The sequence below is a fragment of the Variovorax sp. 01N425 genome (genome assembly GCF_056399465.1).
The window spans coordinates 71,642-86,327 of record NZ_JBFTRJ010000005.1 but is presented as its reverse complement, the minus strand read 5'-3'; the positions used below and the strand labels follow the sequence as shown (position 1 = coordinate 86,327).

Annotated in this window: 10 protein-coding genes; 6 read left to right on the top strand and 4 right to left on the bottom strand. The window is 67.9% G+C overall.

The window, feature by feature from the left end; genetic code table 11:
• Positions 1-32: 32 nt before the first annotated feature.
• The 3 genes from AC1DSC_RS10315 to AC1DSC_RS10305 form a co-directional block, all read right to left on the bottom strand.
• Positions 33-1,001 carry an alpha/beta fold hydrolase gene (locus tag AC1DSC_RS10315; RefSeq protein ID WP_015865467.1) on the bottom strand — a complete coding sequence of 323 codons (969 nt, stop codon included), beginning with the start codon at positions 999-1,001 and terminating at the stop codon, positions 33-35.
• Positions 1,002-1,120: 119 nt separating this feature from the next.
• On the bottom strand, positions 1,121-2,164 hold the full coding sequence (locus AC1DSC_RS10310; protein WP_062364769.1) for a LysR family transcriptional regulator: 1,044 nt from the start codon (positions 2,162-2,164) through the stop codon (positions 1,121-1,123).
• A gap of 166 nt (positions 2,165-2,330) precedes the next feature.
• Entirely contained in the window at positions 2,331-5,192 is a 2,862-nt protein-coding gene (locus AC1DSC_RS10305) for an ATP-binding protein (protein WP_062364768.1), read from the bottom strand.
• A 519-nt stretch (positions 5,193-5,711) separates the two neighbouring features.
• Between AC1DSC_RS10305 and AC1DSC_RS10300 the strand changes: the two genes are divergently transcribed.
• The 6 genes from AC1DSC_RS10300 (at position 5,712) to AC1DSC_RS10275 (ending at position 11,873) form a co-directional block, all read left to right on the top strand.
• On the top strand, positions 5,712-6,485 hold the full coding sequence (locus AC1DSC_RS10300) for a sensor histidine kinase (protein ID WP_080642507.1): 774 nt from the start codon (positions 5,712-5,714) through the stop codon (positions 6,483-6,485).
• 162 nt (positions 6,486-6,647) lie between these two features.
• On the top strand, positions 6,648-6,962 hold the full coding sequence (locus tag AC1DSC_RS10295) for a hypothetical protein (protein WP_015865464.1): 315 nt from the start codon (positions 6,648-6,650) through the stop codon (positions 6,960-6,962).
• Positions 6,959-7,783 carry an alpha/beta fold hydrolase gene (locus AC1DSC_RS10290; RefSeq protein ID WP_015865463.1) on the top strand — a complete coding sequence of 275 codons (825 nt, stop codon included), beginning with the start codon at positions 6,959-6,961 and terminating at the stop codon, positions 7,781-7,783. Before AC1DSC_RS10295 ends, AC1DSC_RS10290 begins: the two co-directional genes overlap by 4 nt.
• Positions 7,784-7,931: 148 nt before the next feature.
• Positions 7,932-8,558, top strand: coding sequence for a response regulator transcription factor (locus AC1DSC_RS10285; RefSeq protein WP_015865462.1), 627 nt, complete (start codon positions 7,932-7,934; stop codon positions 8,556-8,558).
• On the top strand, positions 8,555-9,175 hold the full coding sequence (locus AC1DSC_RS10280) for a LuxR C-terminal-related transcriptional regulator (protein ID WP_015865461.1): 621 nt from the start codon (positions 8,555-8,557) through the stop codon (positions 9,173-9,175). The genes AC1DSC_RS10285 and AC1DSC_RS10280 overlap by 4 nt, the downstream gene beginning before the upstream one ends.
• Positions 9,168-11,873 (top strand): ATP-binding protein, encoded by a 2,706-nt coding sequence (locus tag AC1DSC_RS10275; protein ID WP_018904406.1) that lies wholly within the window; start codon positions 9,168-9,170, stop codon positions 11,871-11,873. Before AC1DSC_RS10280 ends, AC1DSC_RS10275 begins: the two co-directional genes overlap by 8 nt.
• Here AC1DSC_RS10275 and AC1DSC_RS10270 read toward each other — a convergent pair.
• Positions 11,864-14,593, bottom strand: a complete 2,730-nt coding sequence (locus tag AC1DSC_RS10270; protein ID WP_062364766.1) for an ATP-binding protein — start codon at positions 14,591-14,593, stop codon at positions 11,864-11,866. The genes AC1DSC_RS10275 and AC1DSC_RS10270 overlap by 10 nt on opposite strands.
• Positions 14,594-14,686: the final 93 nt, after the last annotated feature.

Sequence of the window (14,686 nt, the reverse complement as noted above, 5' to 3'; positions counted from 1 at the left end):
CAAGTTCGAGGTCGGTCAGTCGTGTGCGTGGTTCAGCTCTTGAGGAAGGTGAGCAGGTCCGCATTGATCTTGTCCTGCATCGTGGCGGTGAGCCCGTGCGGCGCACCGGGGTAGTAGATCGCCCTGGCGCCCTTGATCAGCTGCACGGACTTCTTCGCCGAGTCGTGGATGGGCACGATCTGGTCGTCCTCGCCGTGCATGACCAGGGTGGGCACATCGATCTTCTTCAGGTCTTCGGTGAAGTCGGTTTCGGAGAAGGCCTTGATGCACTCGTAGGAGTTCTTCTGCCCGCATTGCATGCTCCAGAGCCAGAACTGGTCCAGGATGCCCTGCGACACCTTCGCGCCCGGGCGGTTGGCGCCGAAGAACGGGATGGCGAACTCCTTGTAGAACTGCGAGCGGTCGCCGGCGACCCCGGCGCGAAGGCCGTCGAACACTTCGATCGCCAGGCCTTCGGGATTCGCCGCGGACTTGAGCATGACCGGCGGCACTGCGCCGATGAGCACAGCCTTGACCACGCGCTTGCTGCCGTGGCGCCCGATGTAGCGCGCCACCTCGCCGCCGCCGGTGGAGTGGCCGACCATCGTGACCTTCTTCAGGTCGAGCGCCTCAAACAGAACCGCGAGGTCGTCGGCATAGCCGTTCATGTCGTTGCCCGACGAAGACTGGCTCGAGCGGCCGTGCCCGCGTCGGTCGTGCGCGATGACGCGAAAGCCGTTGCGCGCCAGGAAGAGCATCTGTCCGTCCCATGCGTCGGCGTTGAGCGGCCAGCCGTGGGAGAAGGTGACGACGGGACCTTCGCCCCAGTCCTTGTAGTAGATCTGCGTGCCGTCGGGGGTGGTGATGGTGCTGCCAGTCCTCGAGGGGCTCGGAGTTTGGGTCGGCCGGATGCGGGTTGCTGCGCCGGCTGCGTCCTGCATGCCGAAAGCGAGGGTGCCGGTGGCGACGGCAGCGCCAGTCGCAATCAGGTGTCGGCGCGAAGGATTCTGTGTGGTCTTCATGGTTTCCTGCGGTTGAAATTGAAACGTCGGACCACGGTGCGCGAGCGCTGCGTCAGAGCCCGTGGAACGATTGAAATGCTAGGTTCGTCGAAGGCGAGGGGGTAGGCCTGCGCAGGGACTCACGCTGTTGTCGCCTCGGCACCAATCCCGGCGTCGGCGTGCAGCTTCGGGCTGAGGTCGGTGAGGCAGTCCAGGTCGGCGGCCCGGATCTTCGAGGTCATGAAGTCGATGAACACGCGCATGCGCGAAGGCAGGTGCTGCCGGCTCAGGTAGCAGATGTAGTGACCGCTGTCGTCGGGTGCGTACTGTGTCAGGCACGGGACCAGCGCACCCATTCTCAGCGCCTCGCAGGCTAGGTAGCCCGGCAGCTGGGCGATGCCGTGGCCGTCGAGCACGGCCTGCAGCACCAGGTCCGCGTCGTTGTAGGTGAGCTTGGCCTGTGGCACGAGCTTGCGTGGATGGCCCCCGACCTTGAACTCCCACTCGAAGATGCGACCGGATGAAAAGCGGAAGTTGATGCACTCGTGCTGGGCCAGGGCTTCCATGCTGTCGGGCAGTCCGTGGGCCGCTTGGTAGGCGGGGGAGGCGCACAGCAGCAGCTGCATCGGGATGATCTGCTTGGCGATGATCTGGGCGTCTTCCATGCGGCCGTTGCGAAACGCGATGTCGACACGGTCGGAGGTGAAGTCGGTCGGCTTGTCGTTCAGCAACAGGTCGATGGTGACCTCTGGGTAGGTCGCGCGAAATTCGCCCAGCAGGGGTGCGACGACCCGGCGGCCGAACCCGACTGCGGCGTTGATGCGCAGATGCCCGCGGGGCGGGCCTTGCCGCAGGTCACGCATTTCTTCCACGGCCTGGACGATCCGGTCGACCCCGGTGTGGCAATTGGCGTAGAAGAGGTCGCCTTCGCGCGTGAGCGTGGTGCTTCGCGTGGTGCGCAGGAAGAGCCGGACGTTCAGCTGGTCTTCCAGCTTCTGGACGCTGCGGCTCACGGCCGAGCGACCGATGCCCAGCCGGTCGGCGGCCCGTGCGAAGCTGCCTTCCGTGACGACGGCGATGAAGGCGACCACCCCGGCATAGCTGGTGGCGAAGCTGGAGGCCAGCGGATCCGCGCGTGGCGCGAGGGGGATGGAAGAGGGCGAAGGGAGGGCAGAGGTTGTCATGAGTCGGCTTCTCGGTTCGAGGGATCGGGAGTCCCGGATCCCCCATGAAAGCGAAGTGGTCACTCTGCGCGCAAAGCGGTGCCGGGGCCAGTTAAGCCCTGTCAATGTTTGTTATGGCCGGCTATCCGGCGCCGTACGCATGCGACGGATGCGGCCGTGGAGTCTTTCAGTTCCGGGAGAGTGCGCTGCGCAGTGCGCGGGCTTGCGCAAGGCCGGGGTGCTCGCCCCGAGGTGCCGCGCGCGCGCAGACCTCGTCCAGCAGGTCGAGGGCGTCCTTCGCCTTGCCCCGGCGAACCCACAGCTGGGAGGCGCTGATCGCCGCACGAAATTCCCATCCCAGCGCGCCTTGCTGCCTGGCGGTGCCGATGGCACGCAGGTAGAACGCCTCGGCTTCATCGTCGAGGCCGCGCTGCTCGCAACGCCGGCCCGCAGCGCGCCAGGTCTCGGCCGCGCTCCATTGGCCGTGCCCGGCACCGGCGCGCGCGATCGTCTCGTCGTCGATCCAGTCGGCGCAGAAGGTCACCAGCATTTCCTTGCGTGGCGCGTCGAAATCGTCGAGTTGCTGCGCGACTCGGCGAACATGGCGGTCCCGGTCGTCCGCGGTGCGCGCCTGCAGGCCCAGCGCATAGCAGTGTGCCCACTGGTGCCAGTACGCCAGCCCTCTGCGCTGGGCCTCGTCCAGCAGCATGCGAACCCATTTGCGCGCCAGTTCCAGCTCGCCCGACCAGAGGGCGACGGGGCATGTGCCGAACAGCGCGAAGCACAGAGACAGCGCATTGCCCCCGGCCTCGGCGAGAGCCACCGCTCGGGTGGCGGTAGCCATGGCCTTCGCCGCATCGCCCTGGAGCCAGAGCGTGCGGGCCAGCAAGGCATTCGATGCGACGGCGGCATCGACCTGGAACAAGTTGACGGGCGTCTGGCGCACGGTGCTGCCCACAAGGATCGCCGCCTGGGCGCCGGCACTCGCCGCAGAAAAATCCCCGCAGAAGTGACTCGCCAGCGCGGTCATTCGGTGCGCCAGGTTGAGCGCGGCGGGGTCGGGCGTCGATTGCGCGAATTCGAACAGCACCTGCGAGTGGTGCAACGCGGCCGCATACTCGCCGCGGATCGCATGCAGCACGCAGATGCCCCAGCGGGCCTGAAGCTCCAGCACGACCGAGCTGGCCGACATGGCGACAGCAAGCGCCCGATCGTAGGCGGCGCCCATTTCCGGTACCGGTCCCCGTGTGTGCCACAGCGCATTGCCCAGTGCGATCTGCAGCCAGGCCTCTGTCTCCGTGCCCGTGCCCGGCTGTTGCGCGAGGCACGCGAGCGCGGCGATGACCCGGTCACGGTACTCCTCGACCTGCGAGACGTGAAACCACAGGGGCGCCGAAGCGATGGTGAGCGCGGCGCCGGTCTCCCAATCGTCCTGCTGCGCCAGGCAGTCGTCCAACGCACTGCGCACGTCGTCCAGCCGGTGCGCGTAGCGCGCGTTCCAGGCCTGCACGGTGAGTTCGCCCGAATCCGAGGTCGCGGCGCCCATCAGCTCGCGCATGAAGAGCGCATGGCGCCGCCGCATTGCCGGGCCTTCATCGGTTTGCGCGAGAAGCGCGGCGGCGTAGCTTCGCGTCGTGTCGAGCAGCCGGTAGGGCGCGATGGCGTCGCTGTTGTCGAACGACACCAGCGACTTGTTCGCCAGCGAGATCAATGCATCGAACGCCACTTCGGAGTCCATGTCCGCCCGGGTGACGCTCAGCGCCGACTCGACATCGAAGCGCCCCCGGAAGACCGAGAGCCGCCGGAAGAGCCGCAGTTCCGCATCGTCCAGCAGCGCGATGCTCCAGTCCAGCGCCGCCGCGAGCGTGCTGTGCCGGGGCAGGACGGCCCTGCTGCCCGCGGAATAGAGCCGCATGTGGTCATTCAGCCGGAACGCAAGATCGCCGATCGGCTGCACGCCCAGGCGTGCAGCCACCAGTTCGATGGCGAGCGGGATGCCGTCCACCTGCCGGGCGACTGCGGCGAGCAGCCGGCCATCGGAATCCTCGAACGCGCGGGCACCCACGGCCTTCGCACGCTCGACCAGCAGTTCGACCGCCGGCGACGCCATGGCTTCGGCCAGGTCGGCACACTGCGCGTCGGGCACCGCGAGCGGCGACAGCCGCTCGACGTGTTCTCCCTCGATGCGAATGGCCTCCCGGCTGGTTGCGAGGACGCGCAGGTCGGGCAGGGCGCCGAGCAGTTCGGCGATGAGCGGCGCCAGTGCGTCCAGCATGTGCTCGCAGTTGTCGATCAGCAGGAGCACATCGCGGTCCGCCAGCCTCTGGAGGATGGCCCGCGTCGTGTCGGGGGTGTCCGGCGGCGCGCCGAGCGACCGGGCCACCGTGCTCGCCAGATGGGCCTGCGAGACCAGCGGCGAGAGATCGATGAAGGCCAATTGCATGGCCGTGCGTTCAGCATGGCAATCGGCCGCATGGATGGCGACACGGGTCTTCCCGATGCCGCCGGCGCCGACGATGGTGACCAGCCGGCGCGTGGCGAGCGCCGCCAGCACGCGCGCCATGTCGGCGTCGCGGCCCACAAGCCGGGTGAGGCGCTCCGGCAGCTTCGCGAACGCCAGGGCCGCCGCCCCCGGCCGATCCTCGGTCGGCATGCCGACCTGTTCGCGAAAAACCGTTCCATTGAACCGGTAGCCGCGCAGGGGAATGTTCGAAATCCATTCCTTGCAGTTGTCCCCGTCTTGCGGCTCCCCCAAGGCCTTGCGGAGCGCGGAGATGTGGACCCGCACACTGGACTCCTCGACCACCACCCCGGCCCAGACGGTGGCGAGCAGCTCGTCCTTGCCCACGACTTCGCCCACGCGCCTGAGCAGTTGCAGCAGCAGTTCGAACGAGCGGGAGCCCAGGCGCACGCTCTGCCCGAGTCTTTCGAGCCGGCGCTGGGCCTCCCAGACGATGAACGCGCCAAAGCGCCAGCGGACCTCGCTCGGCCCCTGCGACGCGCCGGCATGCGCCTGCGATGACGTGGAGCGCGCCGCGATGCCGTACATGTCACCCACTCGTCAGCCCTCGCAACGCCCGCGCCGCGGGCAGGCCCGTGCGGCGTCGGACGGCGACGACCCGCTTGCTCGCGTTGGGAAATGCCTCGAGCGCAGATTTTTTCATTCGATGATCCAGTCAAGAAGATGAAGGCCGCAGCCATTCGGGCCGCACGAGATACAAGACGGCCGGACGCCGGGTTTTGTGACAGGGGCCGCGATCCGGGCCTTGCATGGGCAGCAATCGCCGCCGTCGGCGATGTCGGGCGATTGCATGCGATGAGGGGCTGTTCAGGAACCCGGTCCGGGTGAACGAAGCGTCCTGAGATCACGAACGATGTGCCGCGGCCGGCCCTGGCCGATTGGTGTTCCGCCGGCAACACGGTGCGCCACCGCAGCGCCCTTCTGCGAGGAGATGCGGCTGCCTACGATCGGTGCCATCGCGAAGAACCAGAGAACAACATCGTTCATCACCGAGGCCCCCTGCCGCGATGAATCCGGGGTGGCCGCATCAAGAAGCACGGATTCCTCGTGGAGCTTTATCACACCAGGGGCGCGCAAGCCGCCCTTCAGACCCCGCACGACGTTCGAGCCGCTACGAGCTTGCGCTGTACGACCCGGGACCGGGCGCTGGCCGTCATCTCGCACGAACTCAGGCAGCCCCTGAATGTCATTCAGATGAACGCCTGCCTGCTGCAGCGCCTGCCCGCATCCGCGGAGCCCTCGCAACTGCAGGGCATCGCCCAGGCGATGCAGCGCGCCATCGAAAGCCAGAAGCGGCTCATCGACGACCTGCTCGATTTCTCGCGCCTGCGAACCGGCAAGCTGGCGCTGCGCCGCGCGGAGGTCGACTTCGGCGCACTCGCGCTGGACCTTGTCGCCGCATTCGGTGCGCGCTGGCCTTCGGGACGCTTGCGCGCCCAGATGCAGGCGGCCGATCCGTTGATCTGCCATGCCGACCCGGTGCGGCTGGAGCAGGTCGTGGGCAACCTGCTGGACAACGCGATGAAGTTCTCGCCCGCCGGCGCAGAGGTTCAGGTGCGCCTGTCCTCCGAGGATGGCTTTGCCCGGCTTGCGGTGGCGGACACCGGCTGCGGCATCGCGCGCGAGTTCCTGCCGCATGTCTTCGGCATGTTCTGCCAGGCCGGCACCGGGGAGGGTGGCTCGCGAGGTGGGCTGGGCATCGGCCTCGCGCTGGTCCACAGCCTTGCAGTCGCTCATGGAGGTTTCGTGAAGGCGACCTCCGCGGGGCCGGGACGCGGCGCCGAGTTCAACGTGTGGCTTCCTCTTCATCGACGCGCCTGACGGCGTGCCGCACATTGATGCCCGGCATGCAACACGGCAGTACCTCTTGCATGCCTACCGCAACCGAGATGCGAAACCTAGCATTCGAACCGTGCCGCGATGTTCGCGAACCGGAGCCCAGCCGTCCTGAGGCCAGGGCCATGGCGCCCTCGAGGAGTCACCATGACGCAGCGCATTCATCCCCTTGCGCAACCGGGCGCATCGCGCCGCACGCTCAAGGCACGCGCGCAGGCCGTGCAGGCAGCCGCGGACGCCGCGCCGCGAGGCGCGATCGACCGGGTCTGGAGCGCCGCATACATGAGCATCTCGCTGCTGGCCATCGTGGCCGCCTGCGCAATTGCGGGCGGTGAGGCGGCGAACGCGGAGCTCCGTTTTGCCACCGTGGCCACGAGTGCGCCGCCGCTCGTGCGATGCATCCCGCATGGCGCGCGAAATTTTCAAATCAGGCCATCCATTCAACAAAGGAAATCAGCATGAAAAATCTCTCCAGTCTCGCACGCGCATTCACAGCCATCGGCATCCTGGCGCTGCACCTGTCGGCACCTGCAGGCGCGGCCACATCGGGCGCGCCGGCAAAGCCCACTGTCGTGCTGGTCCACGGCGCCTTCGCCGAATCGGCCAGCTGGAACGAGGTGGTGCGCGACCTTCGTGCGCGCAGCTTTCCCGTTGTCGCGGCCGCCAATCCGCTGCGCGGCGTGAAGTCCGACGCGGACTATGTGGCTGCCCTCGTGGGGTCGATCCCCGGGCCGGTCGTGCTGGTCGGGCATTCGTACGGCGGCTTGGTGATTTCCGCTGCGGCGATTGGAAAGCCCAATGTCCAGGCCCTGGTCTTCGTGGCTGCGTTCGCCCCCGAAGTGGGCGAATCGGCGGCCGACCTGTCGGGCAAGTTTCCCGGCAGCACGCTCGGCTCGGCGCTGGCGGCGCCGGTGCTCCTGCCGGACGGCGCCAAGGACCTCTACATCCTGCAGGACAAGTTCGGCAAGCAATTCGCCGAAGACGTGCCGCCGGCGCTCGCCCGGTTGATGGCCGTGTCGCAGCGCCCCATCACAGAGGGCGCCCTGGGCGAAGCGTCGCCTGCCGCCGCCTGGAAGAACCTGCCCTCCTGGTTCATCTACGGCGACCGCGACAAGAACATTCCGGCTGCCGCGCAGGCCTTCATGGCCGAGCGTGCCAAGTCGATGAAGACGGTCGTGGTCAAGGGCGCTTCCCACGTGGTCATGATCTCGCGGCCGAAGCTGGTGGCCCGGCTGATCGTCGAAGCCGCTGACGCGGTCGCGGTCGCGACGGCAATGCCCTGAATGACTTCGGCGCGTCGGTCCCCAGGGGTGCCGTGGTGTTGTCCTTGGTGCATCCGGATCCTTAACAAGGCTTGACACGGTTTAACTGGCGACGCGATCGCCAACTGCACAGACTTCCACCCATGACTTCCAGAAGGACTTGAAGCCCATGACCGCGCCGACCCAGGCCAGGCCGATCCATGTGGCGGTCGCGCACCGCGACCCCTACGTGGCCGCCGGCATCGCATCGCTGCTGCGCTCCCGTGCCGGCTTCGTCGTTCAATCAGGCCTCACCGACGTCGATGGCGGCGGTGCCGTCGATGTGCTCGTCACGGACTACGCAACCGGCGTTCACAAGACGGCGAATGTCCCGCCCGGCCCGGGCGGCTCCGCGCCGGGATCCTTCCTCGTGGTCACGGACCAGAGCACCGGGTGGCAGATACGCCGCGCCGTGGATGCGGGCGTGCGCGGCTACCTTCTGCACGATTGTTCGGCCGAGGAACTGTCGGAGGCGGTGCGCTGCGTTGCAGAGGGACGCAGGTACCTGTCTTGTCCCGTGGCCGACCAGTTGCTGGACAACCTCTCGTCTGCCGTGCCAACCGCGCGCGAACTCGAAGTGCTCCGGCTTATGGCGCAGGGCCTGGCGAACAAGGACATCGGCCGGCGACTCGGCATCGGCGAAGGCACCGTCAAGGCCCATGTGAAGGCGATCCTGCGCAAGCTCCGGAAGCCGACGCGGGTTGCCGCGATCGGCGAAGCCTTTCGCTGCGGACTGCTTCTGGAGGCATCGCCATGACCGGTTCCCTCGATCTGTACGTGCGCGTATGCCATGGCGACCCGCTCGCCATGGCCGGTCTCGTCTCGCTCATCGGCGAGGAACCGGGTCTTCAGGTGCAGGCGGAGAACGAGCCCGGCGAGGGCATGGCGGATGTGGTCGTGGCTGACCATGCCTGCGCGCTGAACCTGCTCGCTTCGGCTTCGGCAGTGGATCAGCCGGGGGTGGCAGGCGGCTTTCGCATGCCGCGCGTCATCGTCTTGACGCGGCGGGACAAGGAGGGGGAGGTCATGCGGGCGATCGCCAGCGGGGCGCACGGCTATGTGCGCCAGGACGCGGATCCGGCCGAGCTGATGGATGCCATTCGCCACGTGGCTCGGGGGGGCTCTCTCTATCTATGCAAGGGCACGAAGGCGCTCATCAGGCACGGCAAGCCGTGCGTGGGCTTCACCGCCCGGGAGGAGGACGTGCTGCGCTACCTGGTGAAAGGCGATTGCAACAAGGGAATCGCCCGCGAGCTGGACATTTCCGCCAATACCGTCAAGGCACACGTCGCCCGGATCTGCGAGAAGCTGCACGTGGGCTCGAGGGCGCAAGTCGCCGCCAAGGCGACGCAGCGCGGGCTGGTCCGTGTCTGAGATTCGCCGGTGGCGCTTCGGCGCCTTCGCGCTGTGGGAGGCCGAGCCAAGGCTCGAGCGCGACGGGCAGCCGGTGCGGCTTGGATCGCGCGCCATCGGCCTGCTGGTCGCACTCTTGGAGCGCGCCGGCGAAGTGATCAGCAAGGACGAGCTCCTCGCGGCGGTCTGGCCGGACACGGTGGTCGAAGAGGCGAGCGTTCGAGTCCATATGTCGATCCTGCGCAAGGCCCTGGGTCCGCCCGGAGCTCAGGACGGGTGCCTGGAATGGATTGCCAACATCCCACTGCGCGGCTATCGCTTCCTGGGGCGGGTGCACTGCGAGTTCTTGCCGTCCGCCATCGCCGTGCAGGTGGCTCATGCGTCGCTGCGGGATGCTCCCGCAGCGTTGCCCGCTCGCCTCGCCAAGCTCGTGGGGCGCGAGGTGGAGGTCGAGCGCCTGCTCGGCATGCTTGCGGCGAGCAGGCTCGTCACGGTCGCGGGGCCCGGCGGCGTGGGCAAGACCAGCGTTGCCATCTGCGTCGCAGCACGCTACCGGGAACGGCAGCAAGCCCAGCTTGGTTTCGTCGATCTTGCACCCCTGACATCGCAGGACCACGTGCTGACGACGATGGCGCGCGCCATCGGCGTGCGAGGCGGCGTGCCGGACATCGAGGAAGCCATCGTCCAGCGCCTCGAAGGCCAGGCGATGCTGCTGCTCGTGGACAACTGCGAGCATGTCATCGAGAGGCTGTCGCCGCTCCTGGGCAGGTTCCTGGCGGCGTTGCCCGGGCTGCAGGTTCTTGCAACCAGCCGCGAGGTGCTGCGCGTGGGAGGCGAGCATGTCTTTCGCCTGGCGCCCCTGGCGGTCCACCAGTCCCAGCCCGGCTCCCTGGCGCTTGCGTTGCGCTCGCCGGCGGTGCAGTTGCTCGTCGAGAGAGCCCAGGCCGCGGGCGCCCGCGGATTCGACGACGCGAGCAGCGGTCCGCTGACCAGGATCTGCCAACAGGTGGACGGAATCCCGCTGGCGATCGAGCTGGTCGCGGCCCGCCTGGGGGCCCAGCCCGTGAGCGAGCTGGCATTCAGGCTCGACGATCACATGCGCCTGCATTCGACGGCCAGGCGGGCTGCGCTGGCAAGACAACGCACGCTGGCTGCGACGCTGGACTGGAGCATTGGCCTGCTGGGCGCCGCCGAGCTGCTTCTGTTTCGCAGGTTGTCGGTGTTCCGCGCCTACTTCGGCGTCGCAGCGGCGCTGAGCGTGGCAGCCAGTGCGCTGGACCCCGACGTGGCGTCCGACGCGTTGCTGAGCCTGGCCAGCAAGTCGCTCGTCGTGTACGACACCGACCAGGCCGCGGACTCGCCCTACCGCCTGCTCGACACCACCCGCAGCTATGCGCATGCTCTGCTCGTGCGGGCGGGCGAGCGAGACGCGGTATCGAAAAGCCATGCCCTTTTCATGCTGGACCTCATGGGCCTTGCCACCGCGGACCTCGCTTTGCTGGACGCCGATGCCTGGACCCAGCGCTACCGCGGCTGCCTGGACGACGTTCGTGCAGCTCTGGATGCCTGCATCGGCCACCACGACGACATGACGATCGCGGGCGCGCTCACCGTCGCATCGGCGCCGCTCTGGTTCCGCTTGTCCGAGGTCAGCGAATACCGGGATCGCGTTCGCGCGGCGCTGGACCATGTCGATGTGCTGAAGGTACCCGACCGCCTGACGGCCGGACGGCTGGAGATCGCGCTCTACAACGCCTTGTGGCACACCGGCGGCACGGTGCCGGAGATGACACAGGCGTGCGAGCGGGCGCTGGATTGCGCATTGGAACTGAAGGTGAAGACACTCGAATTCCAGGCTCGGTGGGGCCTTTGCGCGCTGAACATCACGCGCGGCGCGTACACACCGGCGTTGCGGCATGCCGAGATCCTGAGAGAGTTTGCGAGCCACTCGACCAACGCCGTGACGCGCAACCTGTCGCACCGGATGCTGGCGCTCGCCAATCACTTCTGCGGCGCGTTCGCCGAGGCCAGGGTGCAGGCCGAAGCAGCGGCGGACGTGGACGACGCGACCCGGCGCAACCATGCCAACGCGTTCCAGCCCGACGCGCGCACCACCGCAATGGCCATTCTTGCCAGGACGCTGTGGATCCAGGGCGAGAGCCGTCTTGCCATGGCCACCGCCATCCGGTGCATGGAGGAGGCTGAGGCGCTGGGACACACGCTGTCGCTATGCGTTGCCCTCTTCTGGATCTGTCCGATGGCCATATGGGCCCTCGAACAACGGGCGGCCCGCGCCTGGATCGACACGATGCTGCAGCAGACCCGGTCCAAGGGCTTCGCCTACTGGCATGACTGGGCGCTTTGCTACGACGACGCCATGAAGATCGGCGAGGTCGACGACGCCGGCGCGCACATCGACGCCGTCGCGGCAAAGGTCCTGGCCATGGACGAGCCCCGCAGGGAGATGATGGTCACGTTCTGCGACCAGTGGGTGGATGATGACCTGGTTGCTCGCGCGACGCGGGGCGAAGGGCAGTGGAGTGCCGCCGAGGTTTGCCGCGCTGCCGGGCGGCGCAAGGAGCTGCGGGGCGACGATGCCGAAGCCGAGGCGCTTTATCTGCAGGCCCACGCCCTTGCGCGCTCGCAAGGCGCACTCGCCTGGGAACTGCGTGCAGCGGGTGCGCTGGAGGAACTGCGCGCCGGGGCAGCTCAGCGATGAACCGGCCGTGCGCCGGGCCGGCGGACCCGTGCCAGTGCGGCGCGCTTTTCCCAGGCGACGGCGCCTTGTTGCCTCGCAGTTTCCGTTGCCCGGAGGTAGAAAGCGTCCGCCTCGTCGGGTGCAGCGTTCTGCTCCGCGCGCCAGCCGGCAGCGCGCCAGACCTCGGCGGCGACCCAAGGACTCTCTCCGCGCGAGACGCGCTCGATCATCTCGTCGTCGACCCAGTCGATGCAGAAGGTCGCGAGCATCTCCCTGTGGGGTGCGTCATAGGTCGCGAGCTGGCCGGCCACTTCACGCACGTAAAGATCCCGGTCCGGCGCGATGCCCAACTGCAGGCCCTGGGAGAACCACTCGGCATAGCGCAGCCAGCCCACCAGGCCCTTGCGCCGCGCTTCGTCCGTCATCAAGTGAATCCATTGGGCGGCAAGCTCGAGTTCGCCGGCCCACAGCGCGACCGGGCAGGCACCATACAGCGCGGAACACAGGGAGACGGATTTTCCGGCCGCTTGCGCTCGGTCCACCGCGTCGCTGGCTTCTTCCAGGGCCCGGGCCGTTTCCCCTTGCACCCAGAGGGTTCGGCTCAGCATGGCTTTCGCCGCAACGATGGCGTTGACCCCCACCATGTTGGCCCGGGCATGGCCGAGGCCGCCACCAACGCGCACGGAAGCTTCGCTGTGCATCCTCGCCACATCGAAGTGGCCGCAAAAGTGGTTGGCCATCGCCATCACGCGGTGCGCGAGATTGAGTGCGGCGGGGTCGGACCAGGATCGCGCTGCCGCCATCAGCGTGTGCGCCTGGTCCAGCGCCGCCGAATACTCGCCGCGGAACATGTCGTGCGTGCACCGCCCCCAACGGGCTTGCAGTTCCAGTACGGGGATCTTGACGGCAAGCGCGCCGGCCAGGGCCTGGTCTGCGGCGGCACCCAACTCGGGTGTGGACCTGCCGGTGTGGAGCAGGGCGCTGACCAGCGCGGTGTTCAGCCAGGTCGCCGTTTCCGTGTCGCGCGTGGGTTGACGATCAACCAGCGCCAGCGCCGCGGAGACCCGGTCGCGATATTCGACGACCTGGGCCAGGTGAAACCACAACGGCGCGGAAGCCGTCACCAGCGAGGCGGCCATCTTCGCGTCGGGCTGCTGCGTCAGGCAGACTTCGAGCGCAAAGCGCACGTCGTCCAGGCGGTGTGCATAACGGCCGGCCCAGGCCTGCTCGGTCAGGTCGGAGAGTTCCGCCGCCGCTGCCTTCATGAGATCGCGCATGAGGACCGCATGGCGCCGCAGCAATGCCGGCCGTTCATCGCTCTGGGCGAGAAGCGCAGCTGCATAGCTTCGCGTCGTGTCCAGAAGCTTGTAGGGCGCGACAGCGTCGTTGCTGTCGAAGAAGACAAGCGACTTGTTGACCAGCGAGATCAGTGCGTCGAATGCCACCTCGGCGTCCATGCCGCCGGCGCTCACGCCTAGCGCGGCTTCCACATCGAAGCGTCCCCGAAACACCGACAACCAGCGAAAGAGCCGCAGCTCTGTATCGCTCAGAAGCGCGATGCTCCAGTCGAGCGCCGCGGCGAGCGTTCGGTGCCGTGCGAGCGCGGCGCGGCTGAAGGCATAGAGGCGCATGTGGTCGTCCAGCCTGCGCGCCAGATCGACGACCGGCTGCACGCCCAGGCGCGCGGCCACCAGTTCGATGGCCAGAGGGATGCCGTCGACCTGCCTGGTGATCTGGGCCAGCAGGGGGCCATGCGATTCATCGAACGCACCCGCACCCGCGGCCTTGGCGCGCTCGACGAGCAATTCCACGGAGGGCCAGTGCAGCGCCTGCGTGAGCGAGATCTGCTCGGCGTCCGGAATTGCGAGCGCCGGCAGCCGAAAGACGTACTCGCCCGTCACGCGCAGCGCCTCGCGGCTCGTCGCCAGGATGCGCAGGCCGGGCAGCACGGAAAGCAAGCCGGCGATCGGCAGCGCCAGGGAGTCCACCACATGCTCGCAGTTGTCGATCAACAGGAGCACAGCGCGCGCCATCAGGCGTTGCGTGATGGCGCCGACGATGTCGGGCAGGTCGGCGGGCACCCCCACGGCGCGCGCCAGGGTGCCGAGCACGTGGTCCTGGGAGATCAGCGACGACAGATCGACAAAGGCGATCTCCGCGCCGTGCCTGTGCTGATGGCTCTCCGCGGCGTGGATCGCGAGACGGGTCTTGCCGATGCCACCCGTGCCCACGATCGTGACCAGCCGGTGGGTATCGAGCGCTTCGAGAACGCTCGCCACATCGGCTTCGCGGCCGACGAGTTCGGTCAGCCGAACCGGCAGTGGGGTGAAACCGGGGTCGGCCAGCGGGGCTGCGGGCCTGGCCGGGATGCCGGGCGCCTCGCGCCGAACACGTCCATTGAAGCGATAGCCGCGCAGCGGAACATTGGAGATCCACTCCTTGCATTCGTCGCTCTCGCCGGGCTCGCCCAGCGCCTTGCGAAGCGTGGACATATGGACGCGCACGCTGGCCTCTTCGACGACGACGCCACCCCAGACCGTCGCGAGCAGGTCATCCTTGCCCACGAATTCGCCGGCCCGCTTGATCAGCTGCAGCAGCAGATCGAAAGAGCGTGGCCCCAGCCGCACGGGCTCGCCGGAGCGCTCGAACCGGCGCTGCGCCTCCCAGACAACGAACACGCCGAAGTACCACCGGACTTCGGCCGACGCCAGGTCAGATGGCTCCTCCGACTGCGCTTGCATGATGAGTCTGCGTACCGGCCGTCTCACGTCGCCGGGAGCTGGGCACGGGCGGCGCAAGGTTGTTGACCGGGCAGGCGGATCGGGTGGACGGTT

Coding starts and splice junctions, on each gene's coding strand:
- AC1DSC_RS10315 (WP_015865467.1), bottom strand. CDS start 1,001: ATGAAGACCACACAGAATCCTTCGCGCCGACACCTGATTGCGACTGGC.
- AC1DSC_RS10310 (WP_062364769.1), bottom strand. CDS start 2,164: ATGACAACCTCTGCCCTCCCTTCGCCCTCTTCCATCCCCCTCGCGCCA.
- AC1DSC_RS10305 (WP_062364768.1), bottom strand. CDS start 5,192: ATGTACGGCATCGCGGCGCGCTCCACGTCATCGCAGGCGCATGCCGGC.
- AC1DSC_RS10295 (WP_015865464.1), top strand. CDS start 6,648: ATGACGCAGCGCATTCATCCCCTTGCGCAACCGGGCGCATCGCGCCGC.
- AC1DSC_RS10290 (WP_015865463.1), top strand. CDS start 6,959: ATGAAAAATCTCTCCAGTCTCGCACGCGCATTCACAGCCATCGGCATC.
- AC1DSC_RS10285 (WP_015865462.1), top strand. CDS start 7,932: ATGACCGCGCCGACCCAGGCCAGGCCGATCCATGTGGCGGTCGCGCAC.
- AC1DSC_RS10280 (WP_015865461.1), top strand. CDS start 8,555: ATGACCGGTTCCCTCGATCTGTACGTGCGCGTATGCCATGGCGACCCG.
- AC1DSC_RS10270 (WP_062364766.1), bottom strand. CDS start 14,593: ATGCAAGCGCAGTCGGAGGAGCCATCTGACCTGGCGTCGGCCGAAGTC.